Annotated in this window: 19 protein-coding genes; 3 read left to right on the forward strand and 16 right to left on the reverse strand. The window is 52.8% G+C overall.

Annotation, left to right across the window (positions count from 1 at the left end):
- Nucleotides 1–50: 50 nt before the first annotated feature.
- The 4 genes from hemG to pepQ are packed head-to-tail and all read right to left on the reverse strand — an operon-like array spanning nucleotide 51 to nucleotide 4,043.
- Entirely contained in the window at nucleotides 51–596 is a 546-nt protein-coding gene (gene hemG / locus FDX04_RS17835; protein ID WP_038634428.1) for a menaquinone-dependent protoporphyrinogen IX dehydrogenase, read from the reverse strand.
- 11 nt (nucleotides 597–607) lie between these two features.
- Nucleotides 608–2,059, reverse strand: coding sequence for a Trk system potassium transporter TrkH (gene trkH, locus FDX04_RS17840; RefSeq protein ID WP_042313947.1), 1,452 nt, complete (start codon nucleotides 2,057–2,059; stop codon nucleotides 608–610).
- Nucleotides 2,060–2,097: 38 nt separating this feature from the next.
- Nucleotides 2,098–2,712, reverse strand: a complete 615-nt coding sequence (locus FDX04_RS17845) for an IMPACT family protein (protein WP_137361385.1) — start codon at nucleotides 2,710–2,712, stop codon at nucleotides 2,098–2,100.
- Nucleotides 2,712–4,043: a Xaa-Pro dipeptidase gene (gene pepQ / locus FDX04_RS17850; RefSeq protein WP_042313952.1), complete on the reverse strand. Its 1,332-nt coding sequence runs from the start codon at nucleotides 4,041–4,043 to the stop codon at nucleotides 2,712–2,714. Before pepQ ends, FDX04_RS17845 begins: the two co-directional genes overlap by 1 nt.
- A gap of 187 nt (nucleotides 4,044–4,230) precedes the next feature.
- On the opposite strand from pepQ, the gene fadB reads away from it, so the two are divergent.
- The gene (gene fadB, locus FDX04_RS17855) at nucleotides 4,231–6,420 is read left to right on the forward strand and encodes a fatty acid oxidation complex subunit alpha FadB (RefSeq protein WP_137371294.1); all 2,190 of its coding nucleotides are present in this window, start codon (nucleotides 4,231–4,233) and stop codon (nucleotides 6,418–6,420) included.
- A 9-nt stretch (nucleotides 6,421–6,429) separates the two neighbouring features.
- Nucleotides 6,430–7,593: an acetyl-CoA C-acyltransferase FadA gene (gene fadA, locus FDX04_RS17860; RefSeq protein ID WP_137371295.1), complete on the forward strand. Its 1,164-nt coding sequence runs from the start codon at nucleotides 6,430–6,432 to the stop codon at nucleotides 7,591–7,593.
- Between the two features lie 178 nt (nucleotides 7,594–7,771).
- Here fadA and FDX04_RS17865 read toward each other — a convergent pair whose 3' ends face one another.
- From FDX04_RS17865 to ubiD, 4 genes are all read right to left on the reverse strand, one after another.
- Nucleotides 7,772–8,752 carry a LacI family DNA-binding transcriptional regulator gene (locus tag FDX04_RS17865; RefSeq protein WP_137371296.1) on the reverse strand — a complete coding sequence of 327 codons (981 nt, stop codon included), beginning with the start codon at nucleotides 8,750–8,752 and terminating at the stop codon, nucleotides 7,772–7,774.
- Nucleotides 8,749–9,675 carry an ROK family protein gene (locus tag FDX04_RS17870; RefSeq protein ID WP_137371297.1) on the reverse strand — a complete coding sequence of 309 codons (927 nt, stop codon included), beginning with the start codon at nucleotides 9,673–9,675 and terminating at the stop codon, nucleotides 8,749–8,751. Before FDX04_RS17870 ends, FDX04_RS17865 begins: the two co-directional genes overlap by 4 nt.
- Nucleotides 9,676–9,902: 227 nt before the next feature.
- The gene (fre, locus tag FDX04_RS17875; protein WP_137361390.1) at nucleotides 9,903–10,604 is read right to left on the reverse strand and encodes an NAD(P)H-flavin reductase; all 702 of its coding nucleotides are present in this window, start codon (nucleotides 10,602–10,604) and stop codon (nucleotides 9,903–9,905) included.
- A gap of 40 nt (nucleotides 10,605–10,644) precedes the next feature.
- Complete coding sequence (gene ubiD / locus FDX04_RS17880) at nucleotides 10,645–12,138, reverse strand: 4-hydroxy-3-polyprenylbenzoate decarboxylase (RefSeq protein ID WP_042313967.1); 1,494 nt, start codon at nucleotides 12,136–12,138, stop codon at nucleotides 10,645–10,647.
- Nucleotides 12,139–12,342: 204 nt separating this feature from the next.
- Here ubiD and rfaH point away from each other — a divergent pair, with 204 nt between their 5' ends.
- A complete protein-coding gene (gene rfaH, locus FDX04_RS17885; RefSeq protein WP_137371298.1) occupies nucleotides 12,343–12,831 on the forward strand; it encodes a transcription/translation regulatory transformer protein RfaH in 489 nt (162 codons plus the stop codon).
- A 6-nt stretch (nucleotides 12,832–12,837) separates the two neighbouring features.
- Here rfaH and tatD read toward each other — a convergent pair whose 3' ends face one another.
- The 8 genes from tatD to rmuC form a co-directional block, all read right to left on the reverse strand.
- Nucleotides 12,838–13,620, reverse strand: a complete 783-nt coding sequence (tatD, locus tag FDX04_RS17890) for a 3'-5' ssDNA/RNA exonuclease TatD (protein WP_137361391.1) — start codon at nucleotides 13,618–13,620, stop codon at nucleotides 12,838–12,840.
- Between the two features lie 41 nt (nucleotides 13,621–13,661).
- Complete coding sequence (tatC, locus tag FDX04_RS17895; protein WP_042313973.1) at nucleotides 13,662–14,453, reverse strand: Sec-independent protein translocase subunit TatC; 792 nt, start codon at nucleotides 14,451–14,453, stop codon at nucleotides 13,662–13,664.
- A gap of 2 nt (nucleotides 14,454–14,455) precedes the next feature.
- Nucleotides 14,456–15,004 carry a Sec-independent protein translocase protein TatB gene (tatB, locus tag FDX04_RS17900; RefSeq protein ID WP_042313975.1) on the reverse strand — a complete coding sequence of 183 codons (549 nt, stop codon included), beginning with the start codon at nucleotides 15,002–15,004 and terminating at the stop codon, nucleotides 14,456–14,458.
- 3 nt (nucleotides 15,005–15,007) lie between these two features.
- Nucleotides 15,008–15,262 carry a Sec-independent protein translocase subunit TatA gene (tatA, locus tag FDX04_RS17905; RefSeq protein WP_003017888.1) on the reverse strand — a complete coding sequence of 85 codons (255 nt, stop codon included), beginning with the start codon at nucleotides 15,260–15,262 and terminating at the stop codon, nucleotides 15,008–15,010.
- Between the two features lie 78 nt (nucleotides 15,263–15,340).
- Nucleotides 15,341–16,981 carry a ubiquinone biosynthesis regulatory protein kinase UbiB gene (gene ubiB, locus FDX04_RS17910; protein WP_006686088.1) on the reverse strand — a complete coding sequence of 547 codons (1,641 nt, stop codon included), beginning with the start codon at nucleotides 16,979–16,981 and terminating at the stop codon, nucleotides 15,341–15,343.
- Nucleotides 16,978–17,583: a ubiquinone biosynthesis protein UbiJ gene (gene ubiJ, locus FDX04_RS17915; protein ID WP_061381040.1), complete on the reverse strand. Its 606-nt coding sequence runs from the start codon at nucleotides 17,581–17,583 to the stop codon at nucleotides 16,978–16,980. The genes ubiB and ubiJ overlap by 4 nt, the downstream gene beginning before the upstream one ends.
- Nucleotides 17,584–17,596: 13 nt before the next feature.
- Nucleotides 17,597–18,352 carry a bifunctional demethylmenaquinone methyltransferase/2-methoxy-6-polyprenyl-1,4-benzoquinol methylase UbiE gene (gene ubiE, locus FDX04_RS17920; RefSeq protein ID WP_003017897.1) on the reverse strand — a complete coding sequence of 252 codons (756 nt, stop codon included), beginning with the start codon at nucleotides 18,350–18,352 and terminating at the stop codon, nucleotides 17,597–17,599.
- A 94-nt stretch (nucleotides 18,353–18,446) separates the two neighbouring features.
- Nucleotides 18,447–19,877 carry a DNA recombination protein RmuC gene (gene rmuC / locus FDX04_RS17925; RefSeq protein ID WP_137371299.1) on the reverse strand — a complete coding sequence of 477 codons (1,431 nt, stop codon included), beginning with the start codon at nucleotides 19,875–19,877 and terminating at the stop codon, nucleotides 18,447–18,449.
- Between the last annotated feature and the right edge of the window lie 80 nt (nucleotides 19,878–19,957).

Raw genomic sequence — 19,957 nt, forward strand, 5'->3', positions numbered from 1 at the left:
AGGGGAAATTTAAAATAATTTTCCGAGTGATTATTTTTTATTCTTTACGCTTATTTTGGCAACGTTTTGTGGGTTAATTGGGCAATTTCCCGCGCAAAACCCGCGACCTGCTCCCAATCGGTATACACCACTTCTTTATGCGTATCCGTTTCACCGCCAGACATCTTCATTATCAGTTGGATCATCACGCGGTCATACCAGCGATAGCGGGGATACAGCAAAGCGCCGGCAATAACCGCACTGCGATCCGGCCGCCACGGCGAACTCATCAGGAACTTACGCGCATAGCTGTTGGTTTGCGGCGTACGCTTCTCCGGTTTACGAGCAACCAGGTTAACGGAGTAGAACGCACTCGGCATCGCATTCAGCCGCGTGGCATGCTTTTTCACAAACTCCTGAAATGCAGCATGGTAATGACCATAGCGAATCGAGGCGCCAATCACCACGCTGTCATAATTTTGCCAGTCAGGCTCCGCGGTACGATGCAAATTAACAACATCCGTCCAAACGCCCAGCTCTTTGAGTTCAGAAGCCAGATACTCGGCGATTTCACGCGTTTGCCCGTCCCGGGAAGAAAAAAGAATCAGTGTTTTCACGTGTTACTCCATTATTCACGCCAGAAAGTAGGGGTAAAGAGTACCAGCAGAGTAAAGACCTCCAGACGACCAAACAGCATATTGGCAATCAGGATCCACTTCGCCACGGGATTCATACTGGCAAAGTTGTCGGCGACAACGCCCAGCCCTGGCCCGAGGTTATTCAGCGTCGCCACCACGGAGGCAAACGCGGAGAAGTCATCAACACCGGTCGCAATAATCGCCAGCATACTGATAATAAAGACCAGTGCATAGGCAGAAAAGAACCCCCATACGGCTTCAAGAATTCGTTCCGGCAGCGCACGGTTACCCAGTTTGATACTGTAAACCGCATTCGGGTGAACCAGACGTTTCAACTCGCGGTTACCTTGCTTAAACAGCAACAGGATACGAATCACCTTCAAGCCACCGCCCGTAGACCCGGCACAGCCGCCGATAAAGGCAGAACACAACAACAGCACTGGCAGGAACAGCGGCCAGCGGGCAATGCTGTCGGTGGTAAATCCGGCGGTCGTCGCCATTGATACCACCTGGAAAAAGGCCTGGTTGATGGTCGTGAGCGCTGAACCGTAGGTATTGTGTATCCACAGCACCAGCGTACAGACAGCCACCAGCGTCAACTGCACACCGATGAACATGCGAAATTCCGGATCTCGCCAGTAGACCTTCAGACTACGGCCGCTTAATAAAGAGAAGTGCAGGCCATAGTTACAGCCGGAGATCAGTAAGAAGATAGCAATGATGGTGTTGATCGTGGGACTGTCGAAATATCCCACGCTGGCATCGTGCGTGGAAAAGCCGCCAATCGCAATCGTGGCAAAGCTGTGCCCAATGGCGTCAAACGCGGGCATCCCGGCAAACCATAGCGCCAGTGCACATGCCACCGTCAGCAATACATAGATAAGCCACAGGGTTTTCGCCGTTTCGGCAATACGCGGGCGCATTTTATTATCTTTCAGCGGCCCGGGCATTTCTGCCCGGTAGAGCTGCATCCCGCCGACGCCAAGAATAGGCAGAATAGCCACCGCCAGCACGATGATCCCCATCCCGCCGAACCATTGCAGCATCTGTCGATAAAAGAGGATAGCGTGTGGCAATGAATCCAGCCCCACCAGCGTTGTTGCCCCGGTGGTGGTCAATCCGGAAAAGGATTCAAAAAATGCATCGGTAATCGTCAGGTTAGGGCTTTCCGCAAAGATGAACGGCAGCGCACCCACGCTACCCAGCACGGTCCAGAACAAGACGACAATCAGAAAACCTTCGCGAGATTTCAGCTCGCCTTTCTCTTTGCGGTTCGGCCACCACAGTATGGAGCCGATCGCCAGAGCGACAAAGAAAGTTTGGGTAAATGCACGCCCTGCCCCATCGCGATAGATGAGCGCCACCAGTCCGGGGATAATCATTGTCCCCGAGAATAAGATGACCAGTAGTCCAACGATTCGGGTAATGGCGCGAAAATGCATCTCTACCGCTTCCTTAGTTCTTTAAAATGAGGTGGGGATTATTCTTCAATCGCTAACAATTGCAATGAACCACGACTAAAATCCGCCAGTTTTGCCGAAAATTCATCCACTTTGGCATAAGGAAGCGCCACCCTGAGCCGAACAAAAGCCTGGTAATCACTGGCAACGACTTTACCGTCAAACTGACCCAGCAAAGCTTCTATGCCTGCCAGCTGACCGTACTCACACTGCAAAGTATATTCGGTTAATGGCGTCTTGCGCTGTGTCGTTAACTGACGCAACGCCTGATTTACACCGCCACCGTAGGCTTTTACCAGCCCACCCGTACCGAGAAGGATACCGCCGTAGTAGCGCACCACCACCGCGGTAATCTCACCGACACCGCTGCCCATCAACTGCGCGAGCATCGGTTTGCCTGCCGTTCCCGCCGGTTCACCATCGTCTGAAAAGCCCAACTGCTGCGAGTCATTCGGCGCACCCGCCACCCATGCCACGCAATGGTGGCGGGCGTCCGGGGGTTCCGCTTTGACGGACTCAACGAATGCTTTCGCCGCTTCTACGCCGTCCGTATGAGCTAGCAGCGTAATGAAGCGGCTTTTTTTGATCTCTTCAACGACGCTAACCGGCGCCGCAGGGATTAACCAACTGTCCATTACGCCAGTTTTAAATCCCGCGTCATGTTCTCGATATTGTTCTCGTGGACTACCACGTTGTCTTCAATACGAATACCGCCGAACGGTTTCAGAGCTTCAATTTTCTGCCAGTTGAAGTGTTTACTGAACTGCCCTTCACGCCACGGCGCCAGCAGTGATTCAATAAAGTAGATGCCCGGTTCGATGGTCAGAACCATGCCCGGCTGCAGAACGCGGGTGCAGCGCAGGTAAGGATACTTCGACGGAGCAGCAAGGTGGGTACCGCTGTCATCCTGCATAAAGCCAGCGACATCATGCACCTGCAGACCCAACGGGTGACCAATACCATGCGGCATAAACGGTCCAGTAAGATCGTTTTCCACCATCGCTTCTTCACTCATATCGGTGATGATTTGATGCTTACGCAGCAGCTTCGCGATGCGCTGATGGAACTGAATGTGGTAATCCACGTAGCTGGTGCCCGCTTTCATGGTAGCGATAAGCGCCAGCTCTTCGTCGTTAACATCTTTCACCAGATGCGCATAGTCATTGTCGCTTTTCGCCGACCAGGTACGCGTCAGATCTGCCGCATAGCCGTTATATTCCGCACCAGCGTCCAGCAGGAAGCTGCGAATTTCAGACGGGGCCTGATGATCCAGTTTGGTGTAATGAAGAACCGACGCATGCTCATTAAGCGCAACAATGTTGCTGTATGGCACGTCGGTATCGCGGTGACCGGTTGCGGTCAGATATGCCAGGTTGATGTCAAACTCGCTCATCCCGGAACGGAATGCTTCTTCCGCGGCACGGTGTCCATTCACCGCCATTTTCTGCGCTTCGCGCATACAGGCCAGTTCGTAATCCGTTTTAAAGGCGCGGTAATAATGCAGGTAGTCAATCACCCCTTTCGGGTTGATGTTGCTGGCCGCGATGTCCAGTTGCAGCGCACGTTCCGGAACCGGACCGATATAACCGATATTGCTGCGAGCAGCAGGCAGCTGGCTCCCGATACCGTCCGCTTTTGGCAGCGCGATGATCTCGATTTCTTCCGTCCAGAATGAGGTCGGCAGCGGCTCAACGTTATGCCAGTAATCGACCGGCAGATAGAACCACAATTTTGGCTTATTCACACCATCCACCAGCAACCAACAGTTAGGAACCTGCGTCACAGGTACCCAGGCTTTGAATTGCGGATTGACCTTAAACGGGTACGGATGGTCGTCAAGAAAGACGTTAACAAGTTCGCCAGAGTGAATAAGTAACGCATCCAGCTTGAAGCGTTCCAGCGCGTCGCGCGCCCGCTCTTGTAAGGTAACAATATGATTTTTATAGAGTGCGGCCAGTGATTCCATTTTCTATCCTTCTGTTTTTGACCTCAAGACTTCGCATCTTAGCACATCGCTTTGTGAGTGCGTGATTTCTACCGAGCGTGATCGAATCGTCATTTCTTTAATCATTCATTTGCATTTTTTTAACATAAAACACACACTTCGATTCATCTGGTATGACCAGATCACCTTGCGGATTCAGGAGACTGACATGCTTTACAAAGGCGACACCCTGTACCTCGACTGGCTGGAAGATGGCATCGCCGAACTGGTGTTCGATGCCCCTGGTTCGGTCAATAAACTCGACACGGCCACCGTTGCCAGCCTGGGCCATGCGCTTGACGTGCTGGAAAAACAACCGAATTTAAAAGGGTTGCTGCTGCGCTCTAACAAAGCAGCCTTTATTGTCGGTGCCGATATCACCGAATTCCTTTCACTGTTCCTCGTGCCTGAAGAACAGTTGAGCCAGTGGCTGCACTTTGCCAATAGCGTCTTTAATCGTCTGGAAGATCTGCCTGTTCCGACCCTCTCAGCGGTAAATGGCTATGCGCTGGGCGGCGGCTGCGAGTGTGTGCTGGCGACCGATTACCGTCTGGCAACGCCGGACCTGCGCATCGGTCTGCCGGAAACTAAGCTGGGCATTATGCCAGGCTTTGGCGGATCCGTGCGTATGCCACGTATGCTGGGTGCGGACAGCGCGCTGGAAATCATTGCTGCAGGTAAAGATGTTAGTGCTGAGCAGGCGCTGAAAATCGGCCTGGTCGATGGCGTCGTGAAACACGAGAAACTGCTTGATGGCGCAATCGCGGTATTACGTCAGGCGATTAACGGCGATCTCGACTGGAGAGCCAAACGCCAGCCGAAACTGGAACCGTTGAAACTCAGCAAAATTGAAGCGGCGATGAGCTTTACTATCGCCAAAGGGATGGTGGCGCAGACGGCTGGGAAGCATTATCCCGCACCAATCACTGCCGTGAAAACGATTGAGGCGGCAGCCCGCTTTGGCCGTGAAGAAGCGCTGAACCTGGAAAACAAAAGTTTTGTTCCACTGGCGCACACCAGTGAAGCTCGCGCATTGGTTGGGATCTTCCTTAACGATCAGTTCGTGAAAGCCAAAGCCAAAAAGCTCATCAAAAATATTGAGACGCCAAAGCAAGCGGCGGTGCTGGGCGCGGGCATTATGGGCGGCGGTATCGCTTACCAGTCGGCCTGGAAAGGCGTGCCGGTTGTCATGAAAGATATCAACGACAAATCATTAACGCTGGGCATGACCGAGGCCGCCAAGCTGCTGAACAAACAGCTTGAGCGCGGCAAAATTGACGGTCTGAAAATGGCGGGCGTGATTTCCACTATTCATCCAACCCTCGACTATAGCGGTTTCGAGCGTGTGGACGTGGTGGTCGAAGCGGTCGTGGAAAACCCGAAAGTGAAAAAAGCGGTACTGGCGGAAACCGAAGATAAGGTCCGCCCGGACACCGTACTGGCTTCGAATACCTCAACCATTCCAATCAACGAACTGGCCAGCGTGCTCAAACGCCCGGAAAACTTCTGTGGCATGCACTTCTTTAACCCGGTGCACCGCATGCCGTTGGTTGAGATCATTCGCGGCGAGAAAAGCTCAGATGAAACCATCGCTAAGGTTGTCGCCTGGGCAAGCCAGATGGGCAAAACGCCAATTGTGGTCAACGACTGCCCTGGCTTCTTCGTCAACCGCGTGCTGTTCCCCTATTTTGCCGGTTTCAGCCAGTTACTGCGCGACGGAGCGGATTTCCGCAAAGTCGACAAAGTGATGGAAAAACAGTTTGGCTGGCCGATGGGCCCGGCTTATCTGCTGGACGTGGTGGGGATTGATACCGCGCATCACGCACAGGCGGTGATGTCTGCGGGCTTCCCACAGCGTATGCAGAAAGATTATCGCGATGCGATAGACGCCCTGTTTGATGCTAACCGTTTCGGACAGAAAAATGGGCTCGGGTTCTGGCGCTATAAAGAAGATAACAAGGGCAAGCCGAAGAAAGAAGAAGATGCCGCCGTTGATGGTCTGCTGGCAGAGGTCAGCCAGCCGAAACGCGACTTCAGCGATGAAGAGATTATCGCCCGCATGATGATCCCAATGGTCAACGAAGTGGTGCGTTGTCTGGAAGAAGGCATTATCGCCAGCCCGGCAGAAGCCGATATGGCGCTGGTGTATGGCCTGGGCTTCCCTCCGTTCCACGGCGGCGCGTTCCGCTGGCTGGATACGCTCGGCAGCGCGAAGTATCTCGATATGGCTCAGCAGTACCAGCACCTTGGCCCACTGTATGAAGTTCCGACCGGTCTGCGTGATAAAGCGCGCCATAACGAACCGTATTATCCCCAGGTTGAGCCTGCCCGCCCGGTTGGCAGCCTGAAAACGGCTTAAGGAGTCACAATGGAACAGGTTGTAATTGTTGATGCGATCCGTACCCCGATGGGCCGTTCGAAAGGGGGCGCGTTTCGTAACATGCGGGCAGAAGATCTCTCCGCACATTTAATGCGTAGCCTGCTGGCGCGTAATCCGGCGCTGGAGCCATCCGCACTTGATGATATTTACTGGGGCTGTGTGCAGCAAACGCTGGAGCAGGGCTTCAACATCGCTCGTAACGCGTCACTACTGGCGGAAATCCCGCATTCTGTACCGGCAGTGACCGTTAACCGTCTGTGTGGTTCATCCATGCAGGCGCTGCATGATGCAGCACGCATGATCATGACCGGTGATGCTCAGGCGTGCCTGATTGGCGGCGTAGAACATATGGGCCATGTGCCGATGAGTCACGGGGTTGATTTCCACCCGGGTATGAGCCGCAACGTGGCGAAAGCCGCGGGGATGATGGGCCTGACGGCGGAAATGCTCTCCCGCATGCACGGTATTAGCCGTGAAATGCAGGACGCCTTCGCCGCACGTTCACACGCTCGCGCCTGGGCTGCGACCCAGTCTGGCGCATTTAAAAATGAAATCATCCCGACTGGCGGTCATGATGCAGACGGCGTGCTGAAGCAGTTTAACTACGATGAAGTTATCCGCCCGGAGACCACGGTTGAAGCGCTTTCTACCCTGCGCCCGGCATTCGATCCGGTTAGCGGCACAGTGACGGCCGGTACCTCCTCCGCGCTTTCCGATGGTGCTGCCGCGATGCTGGTCATGAGCGAAAGCCGTGCCCGTGAGCTGGGTCTGACGCCACGTGCCCGAATTCGTTCAATGGCCGTTGTCGGCTGCGACCCTTCCATCATGGGTTACGGTCCGGTTCCGGCTTCAAAGCTGGCGCTGAAAAAAGCGGGACTCTCCACCAGCGACATCGGCTTGTTTGAGATGAATGAAGCTTTTGCCGCCCAGATCCTGCCGTGTATTAAAGATCTGGGGCTGATGGAGCAGATCGACGAGAAGATCAACCTCAACGGCGGGGCGATTGCATTGGGTCACCCGCTGGGCTGTTCCGGCGCGCGTATCAGCACTACCCTGCTCAACCTGATGGAACGCAAAGACGTACAGTTTGGTCTGGCGACGATGTGTATCGGGTTAGGTCAGGGTATCGCGACGGTATTTGAGCGAGTTTAATCAAAGATAAATTCCCCTAAATAATTCGCGCTGCATCGCGGCGGCAACTGAGCGAATCCCCGGGAGCATAGATAACTATGTGACCGGGGTGAGCAAAGGCAGCCAACAAAGAAGCAGTGTGAATTATGACGGGGAAAGGTTTAGTTGCCGTTCTTCCCGCCTGTCAGGGGCGGGTTTTTTATTTCCCTGAACTACCACGTACCACTAACTGCACCGGCAGCAGCAGATTCTCTTCCTGCTTCTCTTCCAGCAGTAAATGCAGCGCTTCCCGACCCAGTTGTTGCTTATCAACCGCGATAGTGCTCAGCGGCGGATGTGACCAGGCTGCGGCATCGATATCATCAAACCCTACCAGCGCAAGATCTTCCGGGATACGTATACCCTGCTGCGCACACACTCTTTGAACAACTATCGCTGCCGCATCGTTATAGGCAAAAATGGCGTCGGGTGGCTCCGGCAACTTGAGCAGCTCATTAACCGCCTCTACCAAAGATTGCTCGGTATCCAGCAACGGCGGCGCGATGGCTTCGTACTCTGGTGGCATCAGCAACCGGGCTTCATACAATGCCTGACGATAGCCCTTCTCACGCTGGCGAATACTGTAGTGAGAAAGTGTACTGGCAAGAAAAGCGATGCGGTTGCGACCTTGCGCAATCAGGTGTTGCGTGGCCAGATAGCCGCCCTGGGTGTTGTCCGGATTGACGCAAGGCAGGCCAGGCGCCCAGAGATCCACCAGCACCAACGGTAGTTTCATCTGTTGCAGCAGCCCAAGCAATTCAGGCTCAAAAAATCCGGCGCAGATCAGCGCATCCGGCTGGTGCAGCAGCACCTGCTCACTCACTACATCACCCGGACCAATAGACAGAAAGCTCAGCGCAATGCCGTTCTCACGACAAAGATCTTCTATGCCTAACAGCAACTGAGAGTAAAACGGCAATGCGTGGCTGATATTGTGCTGACGATGCAGCAAAAACAGGACTCGTTTGATCTTGTCGCTGCGCAGGCGGGAAAAATCATAACCTTGCTGCTGCGCCACAGAAATAATGCGCAACCGGGTATCTTCACGCAGCCCCGGCTGCCCTTTTAACGCACGGGAAACAGCGCCAACTGAGACCCCACACGCTTCGGCAATGTCTCTGATACGTACAGGTTTCGTCATTTCACTCTCATTGATTCTACGCTGGCTTGTTGTGCCCCCAGCCAGGCGGCACCGCGGACGCCGCTACTGTCACCGTGTCGGGCCTGAACGATCGGTGTGCGGCACTGTTTACCAAATACGTACTGTGCTACTCGCGCCTGCAAGCCAGAATACAGTAAATCGATATTAGATACCCCGCCCCCCAACACAATGACATCGGGATCGAGCGTATTCACCACGCTTGCCAACGCACGCGCCAGTTGATCGCAATAGCGTTCCCATAACAAACAGGCGTCTGCATCACCCAATTCTACCTGTCGCATAATTTGTGGCACACCCACATGTTGCGCGGTGTGATTCAAATACTGGCGTTCCAGGCCGCTGCCGGAAATAAAGCTCTCGATGCAGTTCAACTGCCCACAATAGCATGTCACTGCGGCCCCATCCCGGGATTCATGATAACGCGGCAAGGCATTATGCCCCCATTCGCCCGCGCATGCGTTAGGACCGGAAATCAGACGGTTATCGATACACACACCGCCGCCACAACCGGTACCGAGGATGACGCCAAAAACGACGCTGTGTCCATACCCGCTGCCGTCCATCGCCTCTGACAGCGTAAAGCAGTTAGCATCGTTGGTGACGGGCACAGCCATCCCTAACGCTTGCTCAAGATCTTGCGCAAAGGCCTGCTGATTCAGCACCAGAATGTTGGAGTTTTTGATTAACCCTTCGCTATCCACCGCACCGGGCACCCCAACGCCAACCGAGAAAGGCTGATTAACGGCCTGCCTGGCCTTGGCAATCATCTCCGTTACGGCCTGGAAAAAATCGCCATAGCTCTGCTTTGGGGTTGCGCATCGCTCGCGATAAACAATTTCACCCGTATTATCAATCACTACCGCTTCGATTTTAGTCCCGCCAATATCCAGGCCAAGCCTCATGGTTTCCCTCGTTTGCGCCTTGTAATGTGATACTGCATAGCTTGCCCATTTTGTTTACTAAACAAAAAGAGTTCCGTCACAAAAGCTTATTTTTATGATTAATAGATAGCCAGAAATGTTTACTAAAAAACCGGTGAGAAAAGAGAGGCGACGAGACCGGGCTTGCACCCTGTTAGTAGAAGTAAAGTGAGTGATGGATGCGCCGGAAAGGCTCCGGCGCACAGCGCTTAAATAAATGCGAACGCGTCACCAAACAGGCGATCTTCACGCGCACTGCGTTCATTGCAGAACAGATCGCGCGCGATTTTAGCCATTTCAAAACGTCCGGCAATGTAGATATCGTGTTCCGCCAGGGTACCGTAATCCTGTAATACTGCCGTTAATACGGTGCCCGTACGGCCACGCCAGCCTTCTTCAGGCTGTTCCACCACTGGCTCAACGCGCAGGTTCGGGTGATTTACTGACAGTGCTTCCAGCTCAGAGAGATCGTAGAGATGCTTCTCTTCGCGCCCGCCCCAGTAAATGGTGATATCGCGGTTTGGGTTACGCGCCAGCGCGGTAAGCAGAATGGAACGCGCATAAGAGAAGCCCGTCCCGCCGGCAATCAGGATCAACGGACGTTCGTCCTCATCACGCAGCCAGGCTTCGCCATGCGGAATGTCGACCTTAATTTCCCGGTCTTTCAGAATGCGGTCCATTACGGCCATGGCATACAGATTTAGCTCAGAAGCGCCAACGTGCAGTTCAATGAACCCCTGCTCGTCCGGCGTAGATGCCATGGAGAACGGACGCTTATCTCGTTCGTCCATTACGACCATTAAGTACTGGCCGGCACGAAAGGAAAACGCCGCGTCTGGCACTAAACGAACGCGATATACGGTGTCAGTGATAGCTTCTACCGAGGTCACTTTACAGCTTAAGGTTGTCATGCGCTCTCTCTGTCGGATCAATAGGCAAAACGATCGCGCCTCAGGCGCTTTTGCCGTCATTAAAGATGGCCAGTTCATCCCAAATTGCGTCAATGCGCGCAGTGACTTCAGGATCTTTTTTTATCGGACGTCCCCATTCGCGCTGGGTTTCGCCCGGCCATTTATTGGTGGCATCCAGCCCCATTTTTGAACCAAGACCGGAAACCGGCGAGGCAAAGTCCAGGTAATCAATGGGTGTATTCTCTACCAGTACAGTATCCCGGGCCGGGTCCATACGAGTCGTAATCGCCCAAATCACATCATTCCAGTCGCGTGCGTTGACGTCATCATCACAGACAATAACAAATTTGGTGTACATAAACTGACGCAAAAACGACCAGACCCCCATCATGACGCGTTTGGCATGACCGGCGTACTGTTTTTTTATCGTCACAACGGCCAGACGATATGAACAGCCTTCCGGCGGCAGGTAAAAGTCGACGATTTCCGGAAACTGCTTTTGCAGAATAGGCACGAAGACTTCATTCAGCGCTACGCCAAGCACTGCGGGCTCATCCGGTGGGCGTCCGGTATAAGTCGAGTGATAAATTGCATCTTCGCGCTGGGTAATGTGCGTGACGGTAAAGACCGGGAAGCTATCTACTTCATTGTAATAACCGGTATGATCGCCATACGGTCCTTCCGGGGCCATTTCACCCGGTTCGATATAGCCTTCCAGCACAATTTCAGCACTGGCAGGCACTTCCAGATCGTTGGAAATACATTTGACCACTTCAGTTTTGGTGCCACGCAACAGCCCGGCAAATGCGTATTCAGATAACGTATCCGGGACAGGGGTAACAGCACCCAGAATTGTCGCCGGGTCTGCTCCCAAGGCCACAGAAACCGGGAACCGTTCACCAGGATGCGCCGCGCGCCACTCCTGGTAATCAAGCGCGCCGCCTCGATGGGAAAGCCAGCGCATAATAAGCTTGTTTTTGCCAATCAGTTGCTGACGATAGATACCGAGATTCTGCCGCTCTTTGTGCGGGCCGCGCGTAACGGTCAGCCCCCAGGTAATCAGCGGCGCAGCATCCTCTGGCCAGCAGGTCATAATCGGAATACGGTTTAAGTCGACTTCATCGCCTGAATAGATTTTTTGCTGGCAAGGTGCACCGCGTAACCGCTTAGTCGGCATGTTCAGCACCTGCTTAAACTGCGGCAGCTTATCAAACAGATCGCGAAATCCTTTCGGTGGCTCAGGCTCTTTCAAAAACGCCAACAGCTTACCGACTTCCCGTAGCGCCGAGACATCTTCTTGCCCCATCCCCATCGCCACACGCTTCGGTGTGCCAAACAGGTTACACAGCACCGGCATTGAATAGCCTTTAGGATTTTCAAACAGTAACGCAGGCCCACCAGCACGCAGAGTGCGATCGGCAATTTCAGTGATCTCCAGGTGGGGATCCACCTCAAGCGAAATGCGTTTGAGCTCGCCCTGCTGTTCAAGCAGCGTCAGGAAGTCGCGTAAATCGTGATATTTCATGGCGTCCATTGTGGCCTCTTCGTAAGCGCTTCATTATACGGCGTTCATCATTGTGATGCTGTATTTTTGTTAAATTAGCGTGAACTCTGGCGATACATATAAGCCCCAGGAGTATATACCCATTGGGTTTCAGCCTGCTTTGCGGCGGGTATAATTAACTTAACTCATGGCTTTTGCTATGCTGACGCTCAGAACAAGCGGATAAGAGTTATTATGCAAGCCTGGTATTTACTGTACTGCAAACGTGGGCAACTTCAGCGAGCCCAGGAACACCTGGAAAGACAGGCGGTGAACTGCCTGACGCCTATGATCACCCTGGAAAAAATGGTGCGCGGTAAACGTACCACAGTCAGTGAACCCCTATTCCCTAATTACATGTTTGTCGAGTTTGACCCGGAAGTGATCCACACCACCACCATCAATGCCACGCGTGGTGTCAGCCATTTCGTCCGTTTCGGTGCGACGCCGGCGACCGTTCCTTCTCCCGTCATTCATCAACTTTCTATCTACAAACCTGAAGGTATTGTTGACCCTGAAACCCCTCATCCGGGGGACAGTGTAATTATTACTGAAGGTGCGTTTGAGGGGTTGAAAGCGATCTTTACCGAACCCGATGGCGAAGCGCGTTCCATGCTGCTGCTTAACCTGTTGAATAAAGAGGTTAAGCAGAGCGTGAAAAATACCAGCTTTCGAAAAATTTAAATAGCCTTAGAAGGTCACTTCAAACAGCGTTCTGACGTTAGCATCAATGGTTGCTGACAACCATTGAGGATCCTCGCCGCGCCAGTGGGCAATACGCTCAAGAATATGGGGAAGGTGCGCAGGTTCATTGCGCCGTGACGCTGGCTTAGGCGTTAAATCCCGGGGAAGTAAGTAAGGCGCATCGGTTTCGATCAGCAATCTCTCAACCGGGATAAAGGGCAGCAGCTCACGCAGTTCCATGCCCCGGCGCTCATCACAGACCCACCCGGTGATACCAATATAAAGCCCGCGGTCTACACAGTCCTGCATCTCCTGCCGCGAGCCAGTAAAGCAGTGCAGCACCGCACCAGGCAGGCTGTCCAGCCACGGCTCCAGCAACGTCAGAAAACGCTCATGGGCATCCCGACAATGCATGAAAACCGGCATCTGCAGTTCAGCAGCAATGCGCAGTTGCGCCTCAAAAGCACGCTCCTGCTCCTGCGGCGTGGAGAAATTGCGATTGAAATCCAGGCCGCACTCACCAATAGCGACCACCTGCGAATGGTTTGCCAGTGCGATAATCTCTGCTTCTGTTGAGGACTGCCATTGGCTGCTGTCATGCGGGTGCACACCAGCCGTGGACCAGCAATGTGGATAATGCTGCGCCAACGTTAAAGCCTGCTGGCTTTCGTGCAGGTTTGTTCCGGTCAGAAGCATACCGTTTACGCCCGCAGCAAAGGCGCGCGCCACGACCTCATCCCGGTCTTTCGCAAATTGTGAACTGGTTAAATTAACGCCAATATCAAACATGCTTCCTCCCATATGACAACCGCCCTGACGGGCGGTTGCGTTTATTCTTCAGTTTTCTCGGCGGCTTCGGCTTCTTTTGCTTCTTCAGCCTCGTTATCCTCATCTCGCGTACGTCGCTTACCGACATAGAATCGAGAGAAGAACACACCCACCTCGAACAGGCAGTACATCGGTATCGCCAACAGCGTTTGCGAGAAGACATCTGGCGGGGTCAATAGCATCCCGACGACAAATGCGCCCACTACAACGTAAGGACGTTTCTTGCGTAAGTCTTCAGGCGTCGTAATGCCCATCCAGCATAGCAGCACAATGGCGACAGGAACCTCAAAAGAGACACCGAAAGCCATAAACAACGCCATTACGAAACTGAGATAGCTGGCAATGTCTGTCGATACCTGTACGCCTTGCGGAGCCGTGTTGGCAAGGAAACCAAACGCCAGCGGGAAGACGACAAAATAGGCGAATGCCATACCGATGTAGAACAATAACGAACTGGAGACCAGCAGCGGCACAACCAGGCGACGTTCATGTTTGTACAAAGCAGGCGCAATGAATGCCCAGACCTGGTAGAGGATCACTGGCGCTGACAGAATCAGCGACACCATGAAGGTTAACTTTATCGGGGTAAAGAACGGCGAGGCCACATCGGTGGCGATCATCGTTGCGCCCTGCGGCATCTGTTTGATCAACGGCGCCGCAACCATATGGTAAATGTCGTTGGCAAAGTACACCAATGCCAGAAAGATCACGAATACCGCAATAATGCAGTTCAGGAGTCGCTTACGCAGCTCAATAAGATGCGTGATGAGCGGTTGGGTATCTTCTACAGCCATGTTTACGGTTTATCACTCGACGAGGGGGAGGATTCGACAACAGGTGCGGCAGCTTTCTTTTCTGCATCCATCAACGTGGCGGAAGCGTTTTCCGTCGGCTCTGGCTTTTTAGCACCCGTGGATTCCGGTTTTTGCTCCGGCGAACTGGCCTGGTTTTCAGCGGCAGCTGGGGTGACCCCTTCTCGCTGTGCTTCACCGTCTTTCACCACCGGATTATGGATAGTGTGCGCTTCATCGCTGGCTTTCTCAGGATCGTGCACGCTATAAGAACGCTTCATCGACTCCGCCGCTTCACGCAGCTCATCCATTGATGCTTTCAGCTCCGGGGTCAGATTTGTCAGGCTCGCTTTTTCTACTTTCTTCAGGCTGTCCTGGAATTCCTGAAGCTTAAGCTCCTGGGTCAGTTCGTTCTGAACAGTAGTCGCAAGGGAACGCAAAGCGCGAACCCAGCCAGCAACCGTTTTTACCGCTACGGGTAAACGCTGCGGCCCCAGGACAATGAGGCCGATAACGAACACCAATAACAGCTCGCTAAAACCGATATCAAACACGGATTATACCTGCTCTTTATCTTGGCTTTTGGCGTCTTCCTTTTTCACTTCGCCCTGCTTATCGGTGATGGATTTAGCAGTAAAATCAGCATCCTGGCTGGTTTTATCTTGCTTAGGTTCATCATCACCCATCGCTTTTTTGAAGCCTTTAATAGACGCGCCAAGATCGGAACCGATGGAGCCGAGTTTCTTGGTGCCAAATAGCAGTACAACGATGACGGCAATGATCAACAACTGCCAAATACTGATACCACCCATACATGTTCCTCTGTCATAGATGATGAATTAATAAGGCCGTAGTATACGTTACACGGCCTGCCTTGGGCGATGAAAAATTCAGCGCATTTTGCGCCAGCCGATTAGCCAGGCTATGACGCCTCCCGCCATTAACCAGCCTGGCATAAGCCCCCACTCAGGACGGCTTACCAGCAGGAATGTTCCACTTAGCAACAATGTTGCGCCAATGCCCAATAAATAACGGGATTGTCCCTGACGCACATGATTCGCGTGAAGCTCGCGGGCAATCTTATCAACACTGTGCTGTAAATATTTGCCCTGGCGCAAACTGTCATACACCAGTTCAGGTATTTCTGGCATTTTTTCGACCCAGAACGGGGCTTTTTCTTTAAATGCCCTGACGAGCGCCGGAATACCGACCTGATCTTTAATCCAGGATTCGAGAAACGGCTTAGCCGTTTTCCACAAATCTAACTGTGGGTAGAGCTGTCGTCCGACACCTTCAACATACAGCAGCGTCTTCTGGAGCAAAACCAACTGAGGCTGGACTTCCATGTTGAATCGACGCGCGGTGTTAAACAGATTCAACAGCACGTGACCAAAGGAAATCTCCGCCAGCGGTTTTTCGAATATCGGTTCGCACACGGTACGAATGGCGAATTCAAACTCTTCAACGTTGGTATCGGGCGGAACCCAACCTGAATCCACGTGCAATTCGGCAACTTTGCGGTAGTCTCGGTTAAAGAACGCGATGAAGTTTTCAGCCAGATAGCGCTTATCTTCTTTATTTAAAGAACCCACAATCCCGCAATCAATACCAATGTACTTCGGGTTTTCAGGGTGCTCATAACTGACGAAAATATTCCCAGGATGCATGTCCGCATGGAAAAAACTATCGCGAAAGACCTGAGTAAAGAAGACCTGTACACCGCGTTCAGCCAACAACTTCATGTTGGTGCCATTCTTCTCAAGCGTTGCGACATCCGATACGGGGATACCATATATGCGCTCCATCACCATCATGTTCTGACTGCAATAGTCGGAATACACTTCCGGGATGTACAGCATCGGGCTATCTTCAAAATTACGTCGCAACTGAATTGCGTTCGCCGATTCGCGCAGTAGGTTCAGCTCATCAATCAACGTTTTTTCATACTCGCGGACCACTTCTGTTGGTCGCAGGCGACGGCCATCCGGCAGCAGGCGAGGAACCCAGCGCGCAAGGCGGTAGATTAGTTTTAAATCCGCTTTAATGACCGGCAGTATGTCCGGGCGGATAACTTTGATCACCACCTCTTTACCATTGGATTTCAATCGCGCGGTATGGACCTGGGCAATAGACGCAGATGCCAGCGGCGTGATCTCAAAATCATCAAACCACTCCTCGACGGGCAGCCCGCCCATGGCTTCTTCGATTTGTTCTTTTGCTCGCTGCCCATCGAATGGGGCAACGCGATCCTGCAATAGCGCAAGCTGATCGGCGATGTGCGGTGGGAAAAGGTCACGGCGAGTGGAGAGCATTTGCCCAAATTTAATCCACACCGGGCCGAGTTCCTGTAAAGCCAGTCTCAGCCTTTCTCCCAGCGGTTTGTCTTTATGCTGATTGGGCATCCAGAACAACGAGTAACGCCACAACCGAAGCGGCAGCGTAATACGCATTTTGGGGATGAGTTCATCAAGACCGTAGCTTAAAAAAGTGCGAATGATGAAATAAAGGCGCCGTACTTCACCTGGCGTCATTTGGCCTCCAGTTTTTCCAGCCGTTTGGCCAGAGATTCGACCGCGCGTTCAATGGCTGCCGTTTCTTCTGCAAACCATGCAACCTCAAGCGGACCGGGAGCCATACGCCACTCTTCGGTGATCGCTTCGGCTACATAGCGCTGCTGGCGCTGAATGTTATGGCGCAAGAACTTCGCGCCACCACGCAAGACTTTGCTGACCCCCTCCGCGACGATATCGCCGGTATAGGGCGCTAACAATTCTGCGGGATCAAACTCAGCCAGATCGGCCAGAGCAACAAAATTCTGCACCACCTGGATATCACCCTGAACTTCCAGCTCACCGCTGCGAATAAGCGTGGTAAGCTGCTGGCGGTCGCGTAATTTCGGCAACACGCTGGCATGCGTGATTACTGTGCAATCGGCTTCGCCTTCCCATGCCCCCAGCACATCGACCTGGCGTTCACTAAACACCAGGACTAAAGGTGTTGAAAATCCTTTAAGATCAACACGCAGCACCTTGCTCTGTAAACGTGTTCTGGCTGACTTCAGCGCAGGAGAACGATACAGAAAGGTATTGAGCAGATTTTCAACGCCTGCGGTCACTAAGGGTTTTAAAGGCATCCCCAATCTCCTGTCAGAACTTGTAACCACGATGCAGCGCAACGACACCAGCCGTCAGGTTGTAGTAATCAACGCTTTCGAACCCGGCATCTTGCATCATTGCTTTTAGCGTGTCCTGATCGGGATGCATGCGAATGGACTCCGCCAAATAGCGGTAACTGTCCGCATCGCTTGCGACCATGGAACCTATGCGCGGCAGAACATGGAAAGAATAAGCATCGTAGGCCTTGCTCAGCGGTTCGATAATCGGTTTGGAGAACTCCAGCACCAGTAAACGTCCGCCCGGCTTCAACACGCGATACATGGATCGTAAAGCTTTGTCTTTATCCGTTACGTTGCGCAGACCGAAAGAAATGGTAATGCAGTCAAACGTGTTGTCAGGGAAAGGCAGTGCTTCCGCATTCGCCTGAACGTACTCAACGTTACCCACTACGCCGATATTACGCAGCTTTTCGCGACCCATTTTGAGCATTGAGTCATTGATATCCGCCAGTACGACTTTACCGGTTTCACCCACCATGCGAGAGAATTTCGCCGTCAGGTCGCCCGTACCGCCTGCCAAATCCAGAACGGTTTGACCGCGACGCACGCCACTGCAATCAATGGTGAAGCGTTTCCACAAACGATGAATGCCAAATGACATTAAGTCATTCATAACGTCATATTTCGAGGCCACAGAATGAAAAACGTGGGCCACCATGTCAGCTTTCTGCTCTTTAGCGACGGTCTGAAAGCCAAAGTGCGTCGTTTCTTGTGAATTATCCACCATCTCAGTGCCTGCTCATTCAAAAAATGTTCAAGAAGTGTAACAGATTGGGCCAATTTGCCCTACCCTTCTGCCCGGTTCAACTACCCCAAATGGACTAGTTTGATTGCTGATTTACCGCTTTGTCATCAGGGTAAGGCTCATCCTGTTGCGTCTCAGGGACCGCGCGCAAGCGGTACTCTTCATCCTGCGTAGTGGCTTGTTCAGCCAGCTCAGGATTTATCTCGCGCTTAATTTCCACACCTAAACTGCGAAACGCCTCTGCCTGTGACAGGACGTTTCCACGGCCTGAAGAGAGTTTTTTCATCGCTTGGCGGTAGTTGTCCTGGGCTTTATCCAGACTTTGGCCAATCGCCGACATATCATCCACAAACAAGCGCATCTTGTCATAAAGTTTGCTGGCCCGATCGGCAATTTGTTGCGCATTACGGCTCTGATGCTCGTAGCGCCACAGGTTGGCGATCGTGCGCAATGCCACTAACAACGTGGTGGGACTGACCAGCATAATATTATTTTTAAGCGCCTCGGTTATCAGTTCGGGTTGTCTGTCCAGCGCCAGCAAAAAAGCGGGCTCGACGGGAATAAACATCAGCACATAGTCAAGCGAACGCAGCCCGGGAAGCTGTTGATAATCTTTACGGCCCAACAGACGAATATGGTTTCGCACCGAGGCGATATGTTCCTGCAACGCAGTCTCGCGGGTATATTCATCTTCCGCGTTAAAATAGCGCTCATAGGCAACCAACGTCATTTTTGCGTCGATTACCACATCTTTACCCTGCGGTAGCCGGACAATGACATCGGGTTGCATTCGCGAACGGGCATCGTTTTCAATGCTAACCTGGGTTTCGTATTCATAACCTTCACGCAGACCGGAGGCTTCAAGTACCCGCGTCAGTACCACCTCACCCCAGTTACCTTGAGTTTTATTATCGCCTTTTAAGGCCCGCGTCAGGTTTACCGCTTCCTGCGCCATCTGCGCGTTAAGTTGCTGGAGATTACGAATTTCGTGCGCCAGGGTATGGCGCTCTTGCGCCTCTTTACCGAAGCTATCCTGAACCTGACGTCGAAAACCGTCCAGTTGTTCGCGAAGCGGTGTCAGAAGGCTGTTCAGACTTTGACGGTTTTGCTCATCTACGCGGCGGTTGCTGTGCTCAAAAATGCGATTCGCCAGGTTTTCAAACTGTTCACTCAGGCGTTGTTCGCTGTTGATCATCTGGCGGATTTTATCTTCCGCATGCTGCTGCGTCGCTTCCAGCCGGGTAGTGACTTCACGGAGATCGGCTTCCAGAGAGGTGTTGATGCTGTGCAGGCTGCGTAATTCGTTGTTGAGTAGTTCGCACTCGTCGCGCCAGTGGGCTTCCTGCGAGAGCTGTTGACGGGCTGCGCTTAACGCAATATCCAGTTCACGTCGCTCTTCGATGAGGTCGGCACGGAGCTGATCGGCCCGCGCTTTTGTCGCCAGCCACCCCACCAGCAGCCCTGCGGCTAATGCCAACACGGCACTCATCATAATTGTAATATCCACAACGCCCCCTTACAGCAACGGCTTACCCGCACAAAATAGAATTGTGCTGTATAAACGTCCAGTTTAAAAGGAATTTCCTG

The organism is Citrobacter sp. wls615 (assembly GCF_005281355.1).
GTDB lineage: Bacteria > Pseudomonadota > Gammaproteobacteria > Enterobacterales > Enterobacteriaceae > Citrobacter > Citrobacter werkmanii.